The following is a 17,721-nucleotide window of genomic DNA, read 5'->3' on the forward strand; positions in this document are numbered from 1 at the left end:
CGACCTCCTCGCGCCGCACTCCGCCGACCAACTCATCGACGAACTGGCACGCCGCCTCACGGGAACAGGCCCGGACGCCTGAGACCAGCTCCCCGTCCGGGAAAGCCCGGCAGTGCCGCGCTGCGGCAGCACACCGGACGGCCGGGCCGTCAACAGCGCCTGCCGTCGGTTTGCGAACTGCGCGCCGATCATTGCCTCGTGCGCCTCGTGCGCCTCGTGCGCCTCGTCGGCTGACGCGGCCGGCGCCGGAGCGGTCGGCGCGTGATTGGCGAGGGATCAAGGGGTCGGACAGGAAGAGATGCCGGGGCGGCATCGTGATTTCCGATGCCAATTGAAACCTTCGCGAAGGTTTTGATTGTGTTGGCCTGCTGAACGTGTCAAGGACGAGCAGGACGAGGGTGGTTGGAGTGCTGGCTGCGCTGGGGATCGACGATCGGACCGAGGCGGTGTACCGGCTGCTGTTGACCCGCCGGGATTGGGGCGTTGCCGAGTACGCGGAGCACCTGGGGATGGCGCAGGGGGAAGTGCGCGAGGCGCTCGACCAACTGGCCGAGTTGCGGCTGCTTCGGGACGGCGGACAGGCGCCGGGCTCGTTGCGGGCGGTCAGTCCGAAGGTGGGGCTTGGGCTGTTGTTGCAGCAGCAGGAGGATGCCTTGCTGCGTCGGCAGCTGGAGCTGGCCGAGAGCCAGGAGGCGATCTTGCGGCTGGCCGATGAGTTCGCCGACCCGCTGGCGGATGAAGCCGTGCATGGTGTGGAGGTGCTGGACGGGCTGGATGCCATTCAGCTGCGTCTGGAGGAGCTGGCGCGCGGCTGCTCGGGCGAGTGTCTGTCCTTCATGCCGGGCGGCGCTCAGTCGGCCTCGAGCCTGGAGGCCAGCCGGCCTCTGGACGGGGCGCTGTTGGGGCGCGGGGTCGAGGTTCTGACCTTGTATCAGGACAGTGTGCGCAATGACTCTGCGACCTTGCGCTACGCGCAGTGGCTGACGGAGCTGGGGGGCGGTGTGCGCACGGCGGCGGTACTGCCGAGCCGTATGGTCATGTTCGACCGGCAGACCGCGTTGTTGCCGCTGGACCCCGACAACAGCCGGGCGGGCGCGATCCAGGTGTCCGGGCCCGGACTGATCGCTCCCCTGGCCCAGCTGTTTGAACTGGTGTGGGCGCGCGCGGCGCCGTTCGGTACGGCCCGCGGCCGGGAGGCCGGCGCCGGCGGGCCAAGTGAGCAGGAGGCCGCCCTGCTGGGGCTGCTGGGGCAGGGGTTGACCGATGACATCGCCGCTCGGCGCCTGGGTCTTGGCGTACGGACCGTGCGGCGGATGATGTCGGAGCTGATGTCGCGGCTCGAGGCGCGCAGCCGCTTCGAGGCGGGGGTTCGCGCCGCCCGCCGCAACTGGGTCAGCTGACGAGGCAGGCCAAGGCCCTGGCCGGTGGCGGCCAGGGCCTTGGTGCGCGGCAGGTCAGGCTGCCAGGCTGTGCTCGGAGTCGACGTCCTGGGTGAGCATGATGTTGGAGACCGCGACGACGCTTTCGAGCAGGGCCTGGGTGCCCAGGACCAGCTGCTCGTCCGGCGTGTGTTCGAGGTTGGAGTGGCTGTAGCCGCCCGTGCTGGGCACGAAGATCATGGCTGTGGGGACGCGGGTACTCATGACGCTGGCGTCGTGCCCGGCGTAGCTGAGCATGCGCTCGGCCTTGCTGGAGCGGTGCAGGCAGACTTCCTCCACCGCGTCGACGAGCCGGGTGTCGAAGTCGGCGACCGGCTTGGCGGAAGTGGTCTGCATCTGCGCCGTGCACTGTTCCTCGGCGGCGATGGTCTGCAGGGTTTCGCGCAGCATCTCCTCGATGCCGTCGAGGGACTTCTCCGAGCCGGCGCGGATCTCGACCTGGACCTTGGCGGCTCCGGGTACGACGTTAGGTGCGTCGGGCTCCAGGGCGATGGAGCCGATGTTGCCGATGGAGGCCTCGTCCACGCCCTGGCAGATGTCGCGCAGCGCGGCGCTGAAGCGGGTGGCGACGCGTCCGGCGTCGGCCCGCAGCGCGAACGGCGTGGTGCCGGCGTGGTTTTCCTGGCCGCGGACCTGGACCAGGAAGCGGCGTACGCCGACGATGCCGGTGACGGCGCTCAGATCGAGGCCGGCGCGTTCCATCCGGGGCCCCTGCTCGACATGGAGTTCGAGGTAGCCGTGCACGTCCTGGATGTGGGGGTGGTTGCTCAGCGCGGTGGAGCCGACGAGCCCGCCGTTGGACTGCGGGGTGACGCCCTCCTCGTCCCAGAAGGCGACGGTCTCCAGGTGGGCGGCGGCGGGGTGGTCCGCCTCGTGGAGGGTGCGCAGGACTTCCATGGCGGCGATGACGCCGTAGGCGCCGTCGAGGTAGCCGCCGCCGGGCACGGTGTCGGCGTGGGAGCCGATGAGCAGCCAGGGGCCTTCGCTGTCCTGCCGGCGGCTGAAGACGTTGCCGGTCTCGTCGCGGTAGGTGTGCAGGCCTGCCACGCGCATGGTCTTGTCGATCCAGTCCCGCCCGGCCAGGTCTGCGGTCGATCCTGCGACTCGGTAGATGCTGCCGTCGGCGCCGGCTCCGATCTGTCCGAGGTAGGTGAGGTCGGTCAGCAGGCGCTCGGCGTTGATGGAGGGGATGGTCATGTCTGTTCCTTGGGTGTGTGCGGGGTGTGCGGGTGGGTGTGATGTGACGTGGTGCCGAGGTCGTGTGGTGTCAGGCCGTGCCGGCCGGTGCGGCGGGGTTTTTGGGTGCGGCGCTGCGGGCGGCCAGGGCGATGCCGACGATGATCAGGCCCATGCACAGCAGCTGGATGGGTGTGGTCGGCTCGCCGAGGGCGAAGTAGGAGACGACGGCCACGAACACGGGCTGCAGGTAGTAGATGACTCCTGCGCGGGTGGCGCCGATGAGGTCGATGGCCTTGTTCCAGGTGAAGAAGGCCAGGGCGGAGGAGAACACGCCGATGTAGAGCAGGGCGCCGACGTTGCCGGTGGTGGGGGCGAAGCCGCCCTGGACGGTGAGGCTGACGAGGTAGGCCGGGGCCAGCATCGCGGTGCCGATGACGAAGGTGGTGAACAGCAGGGAGACGCCCGAGATGCCTGCGGGCTTGCGGCGCAGCATCGCGCTGTAGCCGGCGAAGGTGGCGGTGGCCAGGAGCATCCACAGGTCGCCGGAGGAGAAGTCGAGGCCGAACAGGACGGCGGGGGATGCCTTGCTGACGAGGGCGATGACGCCGAAGAGCGCGATGAACAGTCCGGTGGCGCGGCGCTTGGTGACGCGTTCGGCGCCGCCGATGAGTCCGAAGCCGACGATCATGATGGGTGAGGTGGCGGCGATGAGGGCGAGGTTGGTGGCTGAGGTGGTCTGGCCGGCCTGGTAGATCAGGGTGTTGAAGAGGGTGACGCCGAGCAGGGCGGCCAGGGTGAGAAAGCCCAGGTGCCGGCGGATGAGGGCGCGCTGCTGCCAGACCTGCTTGAGGGCGAAGGGGGCGACGGCGAGCAGGGCGATGATCCATCGCCAGAAGGCGGTCTGTACGGGGGCGACGGATTCGTGCAGGGCGCGGGCTATGACGAAGTTGCCGGACCAGATGAGGGTGGCGGCGGTGGCGAGGAATGGGCCGAGCCACAGGGCCATGGTGCGGGGGCTGAACAGGCCGGTGCGCGGGGGCCGGGAAGAGGCCGGCTCTCGGGGGTCGGGGGTGTCGAGGGGGGCCCGGGCGTCGATGACGGCGTGCCTGTCGATGCTCACAAGTTTCCTTTCGGGGTGGGGTACGGGAATCGGCTGGTGTTCTTCACAGGGGTGACGCGGTGGGAATTCCAGCCGGTTTTTCCCGTGGCTGTGCCCGTCATCCGTTTTCGTTTTCGTTACTGCAGGGGGGAGTTCAGCGTCTTTGCGCCGGCGCCTTGGGTGTGCAGGCGGTGCGTAGGGCGGCGGAGGTCGCGCAGCGCTTTGTCCGGGCGGTTTTCGCGTGGCCCATGAGATGGCGGCGGTCGCTGAACGGGGCGTCGTCGGGGTGGCGTGTGCGGGTGGGGCTCAGCAGCCGGTAGCCGGTGAGGGCCGGTGCCTGTTCGAGGGCGGACCGGCAGATGCGGTCGGTGGCCGCGACGGCGTGGGCGGCGTGTGCGGAGCGGTGGAAGAGGACGAGGGAGATCTCTTGCCGGCCGGTCGTGGCGTAGATGTGCTCGAGTCCGTCAGCGGGGACGGCGGTGCTCCACAGGATGTCGGCGACGGTTCCTGGCTCGAGGTGTTGTGCGGGCTGTTCACCGGTGGCGATGTAGGTCGCCGTGATCATGTGCATCGGCTGTCCTTGGGTGCGGGGGCACGGTCCGGCCGGCGGGGCTGGCCGGGTCAGTCCCAGCCGGCGCCGTTGCCGGAGGCGCTGCAGGCCGGGGGGCGGGCGGCGGCGGTGCGGGGGTGCGGCTGGGGCATGGTCATCGGGGTCCTCCAAGAGGTGTGGAAGGGGTGAAGTCTCACCTGGGTGGAATGCTCTCGGTGATTCCGAGTCAATTCCGTTGCGGGGATTTCGCCTTCACTTCTTCGTGGGCTTCCCCGTGCTTCGTTGATGTCTATCTTTCCTGCCGGCCCGGGTGGGGGGAAGCGATTTTGGTGGCAGGAAGTGTGTGTGGCATTTTGCTGCCTGGCGGTGTGATTCCTGGTGGTGAATGCGCAGCGGGCTGCCGGCCGCTGAAGAGGCCCGGGGGCGTCTTCAGCGGCCGGCAGCCCGTGGGGAGCTGCTGCTTGGGGTCCTGGAGTGCGGGTGGGGGTGCGGGTGCGGGGCACGTCACCGTCCGGGGCGGTGGGGCGGGCGCGGATGCAGGGCGGCCAGGCGGGTCAGCGTCTGCTCGGTGTCGCCGGTGTGGGTGATGGCGTCGGTGAAGTCGCCGGGCCTGAATCCCTTGGCGCAGGCGTCGGGGATCTTGCCGCTGCTCAGGACGGCGACGGTGCGCCAGCCGCGCCGGGCGAACTCCGGGGCGTCGTGGGCGCCGGTGGACACCGGGTCGACGATCGCGACGGTCTTCGAGGACTGCATCGGCTCTCCTTGGGTGGCTGGCAAACCCCGGCCCCGGCCCCGACAGGGAGGTTGAGGGGTGTTGATCTCCAGCGAGAGAATCATTCCTTCGCGAAGGTTTCAAATTTGATCGGGGATCTCGATAACACCCCGGCTCTTGCCCGGACCCCGCTGTCCTGTGCCATCGAATTTGGACCGTTTGCCACCGAAGTTGGACGACGGTGTTCGGTATTGAGTACTCCAGATAGCGTCACACGTCAGCTCTCCCCGCCCATGAGCTGCCGACCATCCGGTTCCGAGGCGATCACGCGGAGCCGCTACCGGAAGAGGGCCTCATCCGGACTCCATCAGGTCCTTGAGACGGGCCAGGTCGGCGGCGACCATGCCGGCGTCACGCTCGAACTCGGCGTCGCTCATCTCCGGCCGACGACGGAGGGTGAACACCACTTCGCTCCCGGCGCCGCTGACGATCACGCGGACCGGGTTGTAGACGGTCTCCCCGGAGGGCAGCGTGACGTCGTGGTCGAGCACGCCCAGCTCGTTACGCGGCGCGAAGGTGATCACGACCCGCCCCATGGGGGAGAACGCTGCGACCCAATGGTCTGCGATCTTTTCGATGGATTCTCCCAGGCCGTGGGCCCACGCGGGCAGGTTGGCCGCGTCCGAGGCGTAGTCGTATACATCGTTGGCGGTGCGGTCAACATAAGTACTGAGATGAAGTGATTCCTCGCCGATGTTGTTCATGGCGGTGACGGTAATGGGCCGCGGCTACCTTCCTCTTGAACGAATCGGACATGCATGAGGCGCCGGACAGGTCCTCGCGTAGCGACCGCGTGGAATCTCAGCCGGCTTGGTCCAACTTCCCTGTCACGAAGCCACCGCTCGTCCAACTTCGATGGCAGACAATCCAGGTTCGGTGGCACGGGACACCCGCCCCGGGGTCTCACGAAAACGCCGACGGCCCCCTTGTCGGGGGCCGTCGGCGGGCTGGGCGTGCGCCTGAGTTCAGGGCGTGTGGGCCTGCTCCGAGTCCACCCACTGGCTGTAGACGGCCGCGGCGGCCGGCAGCTGCAGGGCTCCGTGTCCGGCCAGGGCGTGGATGTCGCGCCAGAGGCGCTGCAGCGGCTCGGCCTCGCTCTGGGCGCGGGCGCCGCCGTGGCGAAAGAGCCGTTCGACGGCGGCCACCAGCATCTCCACCGCCACGGCCGCATCGCGCTGGTTGAGGGCTGTGGGCAGCTCGTCCGGCGGGGCGTGGTCGGCGCGCCGGGCCGCGCGTACGAGCAGCAGGTGGGCGGCGTCGGTCTCGGCGGAGGAGCGGGCAAGGACTTGCTGGGCGGTGGGGTCGCTCAGGCCGGCCGGGCGGGTGGCCGTCAGCCGGGTCCATGCCCGCAGGGCTCCGCGTGCGGCGCCGAGGGCGGGTGCGGCGAACATGAGGGAGGCGACCAGGGTGTAGGGGATGCGGTGGCAGCGGGCCGCGCCGTCATCCTGGCGCCCGGCCGCCAGCGCGTCGCGGGGCATGGTGCGGTGGGCGGGTACGAAGGCGTCGTCGACCGAGAGGCTGTGGCTTCCGGTGCCGCGCAGGCCGCTGTTGTGCCAGGTGTCGTGGACGGTGATGTCGCCGCGGGGGATCGCGAGGATCAGCTGGCGGACCCGGGGGGCGGCGGGGTCGGCGGTGGCGAGCAGGATCCAGTGGGCGCTCATGACGCCGCTGGCGAGGTTCCAGCGCCCGCTCAGCCGGTAGCCGCCGCCGGCCGGGGTCAGCGTCCCGGCGGGGGGCACCAGGGCGGCGGCGATGGGGGTGTCCGGGCCGTCCTGCCACAGGTCGGCCTGCCCCCGGGGCGGCAGATGCGCGGCGAGGCGGCCGTGGGCGGCCTGCAGGGCGGCGCACCAGGCGGAGGAGGTGCACCCCTCCCCCACCAGGGCTATGGCGTCGATGAGTTCACCGAAGGTGCCACTGGTCCCGCCGAACCGGGCGGGGACGAAGTAGCGGGCGAAGCCGGCGTCGGTCAGAGCTTGGGCGACGGGCGGGTGCAGGGTGCGGCCGTGTTCCGATTCCGTTGCGTGCAGGGCTGCTTGGACGGCGGCGTCGCGCGCCCAGTCGGCGCCGGGGGTGGTGGTCTGGGTGTCGGCGGGCATCAACCCTGCCCCTTCCTGAGGTGCGGAATATTGCTTTGCGGGATGGTTTGTCATCGGGATTTCCGGGCTGACTTGTATCTCCGTGCCCCCGTACGAAAAGATTCGGTTGAGAAGGTATTTTTTACTGGGCGCCGATGGCGCGACGCGGAGGTACGCGGTGATGGTGAAGCAGGACAGGGCACGGCGTACGCACGCGCTGGTCTTGGACGCGGCCGCCGCCGAGTTCGCCGCACAGGGATTCGCCGCCACCAACTTGCAGGTGGTGGCCCGGCGCACCGGTCTGACCAAGGGGGCGCTCTACGGCCACTTCGCCTCCAAGGCCGAATTGGCCGCCGAGCTGACCCGGCAGTTCGAGGAGAGCTGGCAGGGCCTGCTCACGGCGGCCGAGGGCTCGGCCTCCACCCCGCTGCAGGTGCTCGACGTGCTGTTGACGCAGTTGGCCGACCGCGCGCAGCACGATGCGCGCTTCGGGGCGGGGCTGCGACTGGTGAGCGAGAAGGCCCGATCCGAGGGCGTCCGGCCGGTCTTCGTGGACCGGTTGCGGGTGCTGCTGGTGCACCTGGTGGCGCTGGCCCAGCGCGAGGGCGAGATCGACGCGGGCCACCGGCCCGAGTTGCTGGCCCAGTTGATGACGGCCGTGGTCTTCGGGCTGCAGCACACCGTCGCCGCCGCCCCCGCGGAGCCGGAGGCGGACCGGACTCAGCAGCTGTGGGGGCTTCTGCTGCCGGCCATGCGCCACCCCGCCCCCTGAGCAGAGCGCCGGCGCACCGGCGGGCAGACGCCTGGCCGGCATGGTGTGCGGGGCGCTCAACGGGCCGGTGACAGCGGGGCGGCAGTCAGCAGACGCTGCCATCCGTGGCGGTCGGCGAGGGAACGGAGCAGCGGGTTGTCGCCGACCACGACGGGATGGGCGACGGCGCTCAGCAGTTCGGCGTCGCTGTCGTGGTCGCCGTAGGCCCAGCAGTCGCGCGGATCGCAGCTGTGTGCGCGCATCGTCCGCCGGGCCAGGACGGCCTTGCGCGGCCCGATCACCGGGATGCCGGTCTCACCGGTCAGGATCCCGTCGCGTTCCTCGGCCGTGGTGCACAGCACGACGTCGGCGTGCACGGCCTCGGCGACCGGTGCCAGGCAGGGCAGGAAGGAGCCCGAGACCAGGGCGATGAGGCGACCGGTGCGGCGATGGGCATGCAGGGCGTCCAGGACCTGCTGGTTGAAGAGGTCCTGGTGGGTTTGCTCGGCAGCGAACCAGGCCCGGCCGGCCGCGGTCAGCTCGGCCCCCTGTGCTCCTCGGAAGTTGCGGTAGAAGGCCCGGTTGAGCTGGGCGCGCGGCATCCCGGCGGCCTGTCGGCGCAGGTGGGCGGTGCGGGCGTCCTCGAAGCGGGCCGGGTCCTGGCCGGTGCGGGCCCAGTAGAAGGCGAGGAAGCGGGCCATGCTCTTGACCTTGATCAGTGTCTCGTCCACGTCGAAGAAGGCGACGGCGCGGGGGGCGGAGTGCATGCAAGTCCTTCTCGTCGCCCATGCGGGCGGCATCGTCCGGGGGCAGACGCCGGGCCGCGCCGGAGGGTTGATCCGGCGCGGCCCGTGGTGCCCGTGAAGGGGCGTCAGGCGCGTCAGGCGCGCAGCAGCAGGCCGGGCCGGCCACCGGTGCCTCGCCAGGCGGGGGCGCGGCGGGGGGCTGCGGCGCCGCGCACTTCGCGGCTGGTGGTGTCGACCACCTGGAGGATCTGCTCGGCCCGGGCCTGCAGCACCACGCCGGCCTCGGTCAGTTCGATGGGGCAGCGCCCGCGCCGCAGGAAGAGGGTGGCGTTCAACGAGGCCTCGAGGCTCTTGATCTGGCCGGTGACGGTGGACTGCGCGCAGTGCAGGTTCCTGGCCGCCCGGGTGAAGCTCAACTCCTTTGCCACTTCACGAAAGACGCGCAGGTGCTGGAGTTCCATCGAATCCCCCTTGTTCTCGGGTGTCGGGACGGGGTGGCCGGATCAGCGGGAAGCTGCCGTGCGGTGGGGCAGGTAGACGGAGGTGGCACGGGCCAGGGTGCGCTCCCCCTGGGCGGCGCTCACCCGCACCAGGCGCTCTCCGGAGCGGGCCTCCTTGGGCCCTTCGTCCGCGTGGATGGTGACGGGTGCATCCAGTTCACCGAAGGCGTCGAAGGAGACGGCGCAGGCCGTCATCACGTGGGTGTCCGAGCGTGCGGAGTGGCGCAGCAACTGGTGGCCCGCCTGCCGGAAGGCCTCGATGAGGGCCATCCCGGGGACGTGGTCGCAGGCATGCTCGAAGTAGCCGGGGTGGCTGGTGTCCAGGTGCATGGCATAGGTGCCCGGCGTGGTGCCGCGGCTCAGCAGCACGTTCTCCGGCCGGGCCTGGCCCACCTCGGAGGCCGGCAGCAGCGTGCGGGGCACCGGGTGGACGGGCGCGCCGAAGGGGGCGTCCCGGCGGCGGCGCAGGGCGGTGTAGAGCCGATCGCCCACGGCGAGCAGCCGCACCGATCCCTGGCCGCAGCGGCGTCCGTCCACCTCCACCGCCGCGTCGAAACGGGCGGCGAGCCGGGTGTCGGTGCGGCCGGTCTCGGGGGTGAACCGGCCGTCGAAGATGACCCGCAGCGGGGCGCCGCCGATGCGCAGCAGGGCGGGTTCTTCGATGCGGAAGTCGAGGTCGCAGAAGATGAAGCGGTGGTGCTGGGGCACGCCGTGAAAGCGGTGCGCGGTGTAGATCGCGGCCTGGCGCAGGGTCTCGACGAGCAGCATCGGGTCGCTGAAGCGCTGCGCGTCGGGCTGGTACAGCGCATGGTGGCGCGGCCACTGTGCCGCGATCCGCACGCGCCGGCTCTCCCCCTGGATCTGGACTCCGTCGGTCAGGAACACCTCGGTCACCCCCGCCCGGTGGACCAGTTGGCGCGGCACGGTCTGGTCGAAGTCCAAGGAGTACGGCGCGGTGTTGGTGAACGTGGTGCGGGCGGGCAGCGTGCTGATCGACATGATGGAGCCCCCTCACGATTCCACATAGTGGAATGCGTCATCCGATTGGTGGAATGAAAATAAACCTTCCCGAATGTATATTGCAAGGGATCACCGCCGGAACACCCTTCGGCGAGCACGCAGAACGCACAGGAAAGGGGACGAGCCGGTGCCGAGCACAAGCCAGCCGCATGCCGCCCGCCAGCCGACCAGGGAGCCCAAGCAGGAACGAGCGCGCCGCACCCGCGCACAGATCCTGCAGGTCGCGGCCGAGGTCTTCGCCCAGAACGGCTATCCGGCGGTATCCCTGCAAGATGTCGCCGACCGCGCCTCGATGACCAAGGGCGCCGTCTACCACCACTACGCCAACAAAGAGGCCCTGGCCGTCGCTGTCGTGCACGAGCACTACGGCCGCTGGCAGCCCCTCGTGGCAGAGGTCCGCGCGCGGCAACTGCCACCGCTGGAAACGATGCTGGCCGTCCTGGACGCCACCGCGGAAGCCTTCCGCTCCGACACCATGGTCCAGGCCGGGGCGCGGCTGCAGATCGAGCGCTCACTGATCGGCACCGACCTGCCGCGCCCCTATGTGGGCTGGCAGGAGCTGCTGGCGGGCCTGGCCACCGAGGCCAAGACGGCCGGCCAGCTGCGCGCCGACACCAACCCGCACGCCCTGGCCCGGGTCATCGTCGCGGCGTTCTTCGGCATGCAGCACATCTCCGACATGCTCACCGGGCGCGAGGATCTCATCGAGCGCTACACCGAGGTACGCGACGCCATCTTCAAGGGCGTCACCACCGCCTGAACAGGCCTGCACAAAGGCGAATGGCCGCCCTGCGGGAACAGGTACGGCCACTCGATCGGTACCACGACTCCACCCGGCACGGGATACAGAGTCGCGAGCATGTACGCGGAAACGACCACGCTCGTCGCTAAGCCTAAGCGACCGGAGCGCATGTTGGCGTATCCGCCAATGGCGCCCCGCCGGCTGCCCTGCTCGCGGCCCGCACAGCAAGGGACCGCCATGCAGCACCGTCCGACCTCCGGTGAGATGCGCACGCGCCGCCGCCCCAGACCAGCACCCTCACCCGGGCCCGGCGTGAGGACCTGCGCCGCATCGAGGCGGCACTACCCGCAGAACTGCGCGACCTGCTTCCGGCCCGCAGACCCCGCCCGCTGCGCCAGGCCGTGCTCGTCGCGCCGGCCCAGCGCACCTGGACCCAGCTCGCCGAGCGCGCCGAACGCCGCTGGTACGCCTGGGGGTTCGCGGCCACGCGAGCCGATAGCGACCCCCCTCCCCGCGCTGCCGCCCCGGCCGGCAGGCAGCCCTGCCCTCCGCCCCCTACCGCGCCAAGCCCACCCCCCTCCGCGCCCGCGGCCTGCCCGGGCTGGGACGCGACGCCCTGCGGACGCAACGCGCCCTCCACCGGCGGGATGTGCACACGCTGTCGGATGCAGGCCCTGCACGCCCGCCCTGCCGGCAGCTCCCGCGCCGCGGAGCCGCCCCCCCAACCAACCTTCCCATTCAACTTAAAGAATCATTCGAAAACTTTCGGTAGACCTAACTGGTCGTCAAGTGTGAGAGTCAGCAGCACCCCAGCAACCGCACCCCACCAGGAGAACTCGATGGCTCTCGACTCGTCCCGCACCAACGACGCCAACCCCTATGGCGGCGGAGATCCCTACGCCGACTACCGGGACGCCGACTTCGCCTTCACCCAGCTGCCCGATCTCGCCGACCGCCGCTTCGGCGCCGGCGTCGTCGCGGCGAACGACGAGTTCTTCGCCGACCGGGAAAACCTGCTGCTGCCCCAGCGCGCCGAGTTCGACCCGCACGCCTTCGACCACAAGGGCAAGGTCATGGACGGATGGGAGACCCGGCGCCGCCGCGGCGCCTCCACCCAGAACCCCCACCCGGACACCGACGACCACGACTGGGCCCTGATCCGCCTCGGCGCCCCCGGCGTAATCCGCGGCATCATCGTCGACACCGCCCACTTCCGCGCCAACTACCCGCAGCAGATCAGCATCCAGGGAACCTGCGTCGAAGGCACGCCCACCCCGCAGCAACTGCTCTCCGACACGGCGAAGTGGGAAGAGATCGTGCCGCGCACCGCCGTGCGCGGGCATGCCGCCAACGGCTTCGAGGTGTCCATCGAGCGCCGCTTCACCCACGTGCGGCTCAACCAGCACCCCGACGGCGGCGTCGCCCGGCTCCGCATCCACGGCGACGTCGCCCCCAACCCCGCATGGCTCGACCTCCTGGGCACCGTTGACCTGGCCAGCGTCCTCAACGGCTGCACCGTCACCGAAGCCTCCGACGGCTTCTACTCCTCCCCCGGCAACACGATCATGCCCGACCGGTCCCGCAAAATGGACGACGGCTGGGAGACCCGGCGCCGCCGCGACAAGGGCAACGACTGGATCGCCTACCGCCTGGCCGCCCAGGGCGAGATCCGCGCCGTCGAGATCGACACCGCCTACCTCAAGGGCAACGCTGCCGGCTGGATCGCCCTGTCCTCACGCGACGGCCAGGACGGCGCATGGACCGAGATCGTCCCCCGCACCAAGCTGGAACCCGACTCCCTGCACCAGCTGCCCCTGACTGCCCCGGCCACCGCCACCGAGATACGCCTCGACGTCTTCCCCGACGGCGGCATCTCCCGTCTGCGCCTGCACGGCACCTTCACCCGACAGGGCCTGACCGAACTCACGGACCGCTATACGGTTCTCACCAACTACCGGTAGTTCGCTACGTCCGGCGGTCTCCGGTGTCGGGCTGTCGTCTTCGTGTGGGACGACACGGTGAACACGAGCCAGTCGCTAAGCCATCGTTCGTCGCTCAGAAGGCCTGGACCTGAGGCTGTACCGACGGCAGCTCCCAGAGTTCCAGAGCTCCGCCGATCAGGTCGGCGAGGAACTGCACCGCGCCTCCGTTGTAGTGCCACCAGCCGCCATTGCGTGAGGCCACCGTGACAGTCCACTCGTCGGGACCAGTCCCTGTGGTGTTCCAGAGGAAGTAGTCGCCCTGGTTCGACGTCGCCCAGGGCAGCAGGCCCCCGGGGGCAGGAAAGGGGTACAGAGGAACGCACATCTCCGCGTCCGCACACCACTCAGCGAGGATCTCAAGCTCTTCGGGGTCCTCTGACCATGCCTGCTCCTGCCCGGGGTCCGGGAAGCCGACGCAAAGGAAGTCTCCGAAAGCCAAGGGCGGGTAGCTGTCGGCAAGCAGCTTGTAGTCGGAAGGCAGCTCAGTGGTCAGGCACTCCTCGACCGTTGCCCAGTCGATGCCGGCTGGAACCGTACGTCGAAGGAGGGCGAGGCCGGGGACGGCCCGCTCCAGAGCAGCGACCGTCGCGGCCGGGTCAGTCAGTCGCTGACGAGGTGCTTGAGTGCCGATGAGAGCGTCCACCGGGACAGCGTGCCAGAGCACGGATCGCGAGCCTTCCCCGACCTTCGACGTTCACGACCGACGACGCCTCGAGCAACATGGGCCCTTTGGCGTCCGGGCAGCCTGGCGGTACTCCGTCGTGCTGGGAGCGGGAGCATGTCGACCGCCTCAGCCAGGACCTCGATGTGGCCACCGAGATCCCGCTCCCATGGACGAGATCGTCCGCACGGCCAGCAAGGGCCTGATCCGGCGCGGCTGAAATGTCCGGCAGATCGAGACCAGCCCGCTCTCCGGCCGTCTCATCGCCGCCGACCCGCACACGGGCGAGGAGTGCGAGGTCGACATCATCGAGGAGGCCGTCTGGTCCCCGCCCGCCCGCCACGACCGAGCACGGACCGGTCCTCGCCCTCGACGATGTGATCGGCACCAAGGTCCGCGCGCTCGCCGAGCGCGGGGCCGTCCGCGACCTCATCGACGTGCACGCCGCCTCACAGCAACGCCCCACCGCCGATCTCGAAATGCTCGGCCGCCGTCACGCCCGCTTCGAGTGCAGTCTCCACGAACTGCGCGACCGCCTCACCGGCGCCGTCCGTGGTCGATGGACCGGGCGGGCGACCTCGATTCCCGGCTTTCTGCCGGCGCGGACCCGGACGACGCTTGACTCTGTGCGCGCAGAGCACCGCAAGGACCGCCCTCCACAGCGCGGCATCGCGGCTTTCGTGCAGCGGCGCCGCGCAGAGTCGTATGCCTGCCGTTCCATGGAAGTCCCGGCGCGCTGAGGCGAGTAGCAGCGCACCGACAATGAGCCGGCCGGCCCTGCGCGATCGCCGCCGACCCAAACAAGAGCAACCGTGACCAGCGAGCTAAAACCGCGCGCCGACCGGGGGCTGTCCAATCAACGTTGATTGGACAGCCCCAACAGCACACCTGGATCCAGCGCCGTGCTCGTCATCGTTGGCTGGGGGACCGGTTGAGCCGGCGGGACCCTGCGTGCCACCGAGCGTTGTCTTATGGAGCCTGTCGGCGGCGTGCTCAGCGGGCTCGGTGGCTGAGCAGGTCGCCGGGCTGGCAGCCAAGGGCTTCACACAGACGGGTCAGGGTGGTGAACCGGATGGCCCGTGCCCTGCCGTTCTTGAGGATGGAAAGGTTCGCATGGGTGACGCCGACTCGGTCAGCGAGTTCGGTCAGCGTCATTCCGCGCTCTTCGAGCAGCCGGTCGAGGTGCACCTCGATGGCGTGCTCGTCCTTCTCCTCAGGCATCAGACTGTTCCGTCGAGGTCTTCGCGCATGCTGATGCCGATGCGCATGATCCGGGCGAAGGAGAGGACGCCGAGGCCGGTGAGGATCGCCATGTAGGGGATGTCCCAGAGCAGAAGTCCGGACCAGGCGTCGGAGCTCAAGTTGCCGGCGCTCAGCGAGGCGACCAGTGCCCGCTCGGCGACGGATGTGAGGATCGCGGCGAGCACGCTACCGGCCAGCATCCACCAGCCCAATCCGCGCAGCCGCCCCGCGGTTCGTGTGGTGTAGAGGCCGTCGCGTTCCGCACCTCTGATCAGCCGCAGGACGAGCAGCAGCGCTCCGACGGAGAAGGCGAAGGGCGCCAGCTTGGACTGGATGTTGAGCAGGCTCTGCATCGTGCCGGGTGCGTCCTCCGTGCAGTATCGCGGATGAGCGTCCAGGACAAGCGCGGCCCCGGGCGCGGCCTTGATGTCCGCATCCGGGCCGCCGTTTCCCGTACTGGTTTGTGTGGTCGTATCCGTGACGCACACGGACTGCTCGCCGACGCCGAGGACGGACACGTTGTCGGCGAAGAGAAGGCCGACCAGACCTCCGATCATGAGTACCGCCATCAGCGTCACGATCGACTTGACCGCTATCGACATCGGCCCCAGCGGACTACGCGTTGTCGCCATCACAGATCCCCCCACGCCAGCTCTATATCGTTTATCGATGTTATCGATAAACGATATAACTGAACTGGTGGAGTTGCCAACCTCCTGACCATCGAGCTTCAGCCAACCGTCGACCCCGGCCCTACCGGTCCGCTGTACTCAACCGACCAGCAGGCAAGCCCAGTCGCCCTCCTCGGGACCATCGGCCCCCTGACGGACTGGCCAGGGCCCGCAACTGGGTCCGTTGGTAGAGGAGTTGAAGTCCCGGGAGGCGGCGAGGCCGCGCCGTCGTCGACCGGTGCCGGGCGCTCTGCCCCTCACCCACGGCTGATACCGACCACCACATGCCCACCGCGGCCTGCAAAACCGCGTACGAGAACGCCCGCCGGCACGACACGGGCGCGCCCACCACAAGCGCGGATGGAGAAGGGCCCGCTGACAGCGCCCGCAAGGGCGTGTGTGCCCATCGCACGATGAGCAGGTAGCTGAATCGGGCGCACCGGCGGCGGCGCGGCTGCTCACGCTCGTCCACCTTTAGTGGCGGTGGTGATACGGCGCGATTGTGGGCGAAGGCGTCACCGCGCAGAAGGAACGATGGCCTGCCCTGCGCAGGAGGCGGCGAGTCCGTGCTCGCCCAGGTCGGCGCGGGCCAGGCACTCCAGGCCTCGCGAGCTCGGGCACAGAAGGCGAGCCAGGACGGATCGGCTGCCGTGGGGCCCTTGGCGTAGTGGGTGTGACCGCGGTCGGTCATCGGGCCAGGGCGGTGTCTCTTTGGAGTGACCTCTGTTCCCGGCGCACTGTGCGCCGGGAACAGAGGGACGGCTACGCCATCACGGTGTGCAGGGTGCTGACCACCACGCTGACTGCGCCGAGAGCGGCCAGGGGGCCGCCCACGACGAAGGTCACCGCGGCCGCGAGAGCGGCCGCGGTGAGGATGACGCCCCAGCGGAGCGGCAGCGGCTCCCGGGAGTCGGGGGTGTTGTTTGAGGAGTTGCGTCGTACATTGGTCAAAGCGGATACCTCGTATCTGCGTCTGTGAGCTGAAGCGGCCCCGGTTGCCCCCGGGGCCGTTCGCGTTTTCGGCGAACGGCTCAGCCGCTTGGCCCGGTTCCCGGGCCTACCTCCATTGTCGGGCGCTCCTGGGGGGTCGTCATGGGCGCCTGGCTACGCTTTGATCCGCCCCTGACTTACCTAGTAGTAGTAGAGAGTCTTATGGGCGGCTCAAAACGTTGAGATCAAAGCGCGATGAATGAGCGGGACGGTGACGTGCATGGCGGGGGACCTGGCAGCGGTCGAGCGGCGGCATCGTCGCCTCAAGCGGCTCAAGGACTCGCAGGAGGTCGAGAAAGCGAATGCGGCCCTGCAACTCGCCTGGAACAGCGGCCTCAAGCCGTCCGCGATTCGCCTGCGTCCTGAACTGGTCTCTTCCGCAAGGCCCGTTCCGGCCGCCGAGCCGGTTCCGCCGCCGGTGACACAGCTGCTCAACCCCAGGGGCATCGCGCTGAGGTTCTATCTGATCGCCGTCTTCGAGGCACACTGCCGGCTTGCTCCGGGGAAACGCTGGGCCGGGACGCGCCGCCTCCAGGGCCTGCAGGGGTGGACCAACTTCGTGGCGGTCGATGCCGCCTTCAGCAGCGTGACGGGCACCTACCTGCGCGAGACCAAGCAGGAACGGGACGCGGAGACCAGTCGCCTGCGCCAACTCCAGGGAGCGCTGCGCACCCTGGAGGACGTCGGCGTCAAGCGGGTGCAGGCCCTCGTGGAGGTGCCGAAGAAAGCGAACGGGCGGGGCCGGGACTACGAAGACTTCCGGCTGATGGGGGAGAGCGGGCGCGGTCCCCTGCATACGCCGAATCTCTACAGCGTTCCACGGCCCGGCGACGATGCGATCGCGATCCCGCCCGACTTCTTCTTGCGCGGGTGGGCGCACGTGCTCAGTCCGGCCGAGATGGCCACCTGGCTCGCGCTGCAAGAGCTCAGCCAGACCTATCCCGCTCGGCACGAAGAATCAGGGGTCTACCTCTACGCGAAGCGGCGCAAGGAGCAGTTCGGCCTGCTCCGCGACTCCTACGAGGACTCGTGCAACACACTGGAGGCCCTCGGCCTGATCCGTGAAGTGCCGCAGACCCGCGTGGTGGTCACGGACAAGGGCCCCGTCGAGGTGTCTGTCGGAACTTCGGACAGCACGTCGAAGCTCTCGTTTCTGTACAAGCCGTGCCGCTATCAGATGATCGACGAGGGGCTCGCCGCAGACGCGCTGGACAAGACGACGAAGGAGCTGATCATCCGCAAGCACGCCCTGGAGCGGCGCCAGAAGAACCGGGAGTGACTTGCGGCCGTCACGGCGGCGCA

Annotated in this window: 18 protein-coding genes and 1 pseudogene; 6 read left to right on the forward strand and 13 right to left on the reverse strand. The window is 69.5% G+C overall.

The genetic code is table 11. The features are described 5' to 3' along the window. Window positions 1-407 precede the first annotated feature (407 nt). Window positions 408-1,400 carry a helix-turn-helix transcriptional regulator gene (locus tag IE226_RS38595; RefSeq protein ID WP_190086189.1) on the forward strand — a complete coding sequence of 331 codons (993 nt, stop codon included), beginning with the start codon at window positions 408-410 and terminating at the stop codon, window positions 1,398-1,400. Between the two features lie 54 nt (window positions 1,401-1,454). On the opposite strand, the gene IE226_RS38600 is transcribed toward IE226_RS38595, so the two are convergent. From IE226_RS38600 to IE226_RS38625, 6 genes are all read right to left on the reverse strand, one after another. Beyond that, window positions 1,455-2,636 (reverse strand): M20/M25/M40 family metallo-hydrolase, encoded by a 1,182-nt coding sequence (locus tag IE226_RS38600; RefSeq protein WP_190086190.1) that lies wholly within the window; start codon window positions 2,634-2,636, stop codon window positions 1,455-1,457. A 70-nt stretch (window positions 2,637-2,706) separates the two neighbouring features. Beyond that, a complete protein-coding gene (locus IE226_RS38605; protein WP_308429589.1) occupies window positions 2,707-3,738 on the reverse strand; it encodes a DMT family transporter in 1,032 nt (343 codons plus the stop codon). A gap of 133 nt (window positions 3,739-3,871) precedes the next feature. Beyond that, window positions 3,872-4,288 carry a hypothetical protein gene (locus IE226_RS38610; RefSeq protein ID WP_190086191.1) on the reverse strand — a complete coding sequence of 139 codons (417 nt, stop codon included), beginning with the start codon at window positions 4,286-4,288 and terminating at the stop codon, window positions 3,872-3,874. A gap of 483 nt (window positions 4,289-4,771) precedes the next feature. Then, window positions 4,772-5,020, reverse strand: a complete 249-nt coding sequence (locus tag IE226_RS38615) for a hypothetical protein (RefSeq protein WP_190086192.1) — start codon at window positions 5,018-5,020, stop codon at window positions 4,772-4,774. Between the two features lie 312 nt (window positions 5,021-5,332). Further along, entirely contained in the window at window positions 5,333-5,743 is a 411-nt protein-coding gene (locus tag IE226_RS38620; RefSeq protein ID WP_190086193.1) for an SRPBCC family protein, read from the reverse strand. Window positions 5,744-6,004: 261 nt separating this feature from the next. Next, window positions 6,005-7,135 (reverse strand): acyl-CoA dehydrogenase family protein, encoded by a 1,131-nt coding sequence (locus IE226_RS38625; RefSeq protein ID WP_190086194.1) that lies wholly within the window; start codon window positions 7,133-7,135, stop codon window positions 6,005-6,007. A 160-nt stretch (window positions 7,136-7,295) separates the two neighbouring features. On the opposite strand from IE226_RS38625, the gene IE226_RS38630 reads away from it, so the two are divergent. Further along, entirely contained in the window at window positions 7,296-7,886 is a 591-nt protein-coding gene (locus IE226_RS38630; RefSeq protein WP_190086195.1) for a TetR family transcriptional regulator, read from the forward strand. 56 nt (window positions 7,887-7,942) lie between these two features. Here IE226_RS38630 and IE226_RS38635 read toward each other — a convergent pair whose 3' ends face one another. From IE226_RS38635 to IE226_RS38645, 3 genes are all read right to left on the reverse strand, one after another. Next, complete coding sequence (locus tag IE226_RS38635; RefSeq protein ID WP_190086196.1) at window positions 7,943-8,632, reverse strand: HAD family hydrolase; 690 nt, start codon at window positions 8,630-8,632, stop codon at window positions 7,943-7,945. 113 nt (window positions 8,633-8,745) lie between these two features. Next, entirely contained in the window at window positions 8,746-9,072 is a 327-nt protein-coding gene (locus IE226_RS38640; RefSeq protein WP_190086197.1) for a LysR family transcriptional regulator, read from the reverse strand. Window positions 9,073-9,114: 42 nt separating this feature from the next. After that, window positions 9,115-10,110, reverse strand: a complete 996-nt coding sequence (locus IE226_RS38645; RefSeq protein WP_190086198.1) for a ScbA/BarX family gamma-butyrolactone biosynthesis protein — start codon at window positions 10,108-10,110, stop codon at window positions 9,115-9,117. Window positions 10,111-10,258: 148 nt separating this feature from the next. Here IE226_RS38645 and IE226_RS38650 point away from each other — a divergent pair, with 148 nt between their 5' ends. Together IE226_RS38650 and alc are read left to right on the forward strand one after the other, a co-directional pair. Then, complete coding sequence (locus IE226_RS38650) at window positions 10,259-10,891, forward strand: ScbR family autoregulator-binding transcription factor (protein ID WP_229871825.1); 633 nt, start codon at window positions 10,259-10,261, stop codon at window positions 10,889-10,891. 821 nt (window positions 10,892-11,712) lie between these two features. Beyond that, window positions 11,713-12,834: an allantoicase gene (gene alc / locus IE226_RS38655; RefSeq protein WP_190086200.1), complete on the forward strand. Its 1,122-nt coding sequence runs from the start codon at window positions 11,713-11,715 to the stop codon at window positions 12,832-12,834. A gap of 94 nt (window positions 12,835-12,928) precedes the next feature. Here alc and IE226_RS38660 read toward each other — a convergent pair whose 3' ends face one another. Beyond that, window positions 12,929-13,498 (reverse strand): SMI1/KNR4 family protein, encoded by a 570-nt coding sequence (locus tag IE226_RS38660; protein ID WP_229871826.1) that lies wholly within the window; start codon window positions 13,496-13,498, stop codon window positions 12,929-12,931. 137 nt (window positions 13,499-13,635) lie between these two features. On the opposite strand from IE226_RS38660, the pseudogene IE226_RS45150 reads away from it, so the two are divergent. Continuing rightward, window positions 13,636-14,064, forward strand: a pseudogene (locus tag IE226_RS45150) (nucleotidyl transferase AbiEii/AbiGii toxin family protein); the annotation flags it as partial. A gap of 445 nt (window positions 14,065-14,509) precedes the next feature. Here the strand turns inward: IE226_RS45150 and IE226_RS38670 are convergent. From IE226_RS38670 to IE226_RS38680, 3 genes are all read right to left on the reverse strand, one after another. Next, window positions 14,510-14,737 carry a helix-turn-helix domain-containing protein gene (locus tag IE226_RS38670; protein WP_190086202.1) on the reverse strand — a complete coding sequence of 76 codons (228 nt, stop codon included), beginning with the start codon at window positions 14,735-14,737 and terminating at the stop codon, window positions 14,510-14,512. Beyond that, window positions 14,737-15,360, reverse strand: coding sequence for a DUF2975 domain-containing protein (locus IE226_RS38675; protein ID WP_190086203.1), 624 nt, complete (start codon window positions 15,358-15,360; stop codon window positions 14,737-14,739). Before IE226_RS38675 ends, IE226_RS38670 begins: the two co-directional genes overlap by 1 nt. Before the next feature lie 831 nt (window positions 15,361-16,191). Beyond that, the gene (locus IE226_RS38680; RefSeq protein WP_190086204.1) at window positions 16,192-16,380 is read right to left on the reverse strand and encodes a hypothetical protein; all 189 of its coding nucleotides are present in this window, start codon (window positions 16,378-16,380) and stop codon (window positions 16,192-16,194) included. 259 nt (window positions 16,381-16,639) lie between these two features. On the opposite strand from IE226_RS38680, the gene IE226_RS38685 reads away from it, so the two are divergent. Next, a complete protein-coding gene (locus tag IE226_RS38685) occupies window positions 16,640-17,698 on the forward strand; it encodes a hypothetical protein (RefSeq protein WP_190086205.1) in 1,059 nt (352 codons plus the stop codon). Window positions 17,699-17,721: the final 23 nt, after the last annotated feature.

This window comes from Streptomyces longisporoflavus, from assembly GCF_014649775.1.
In the GTDB taxonomy this organism is placed as follows: domain Bacteria; phylum Actinomycetota; class Actinomycetes; order Streptomycetales; family Streptomycetaceae; genus Streptomyces; species Streptomyces longisporoflavus.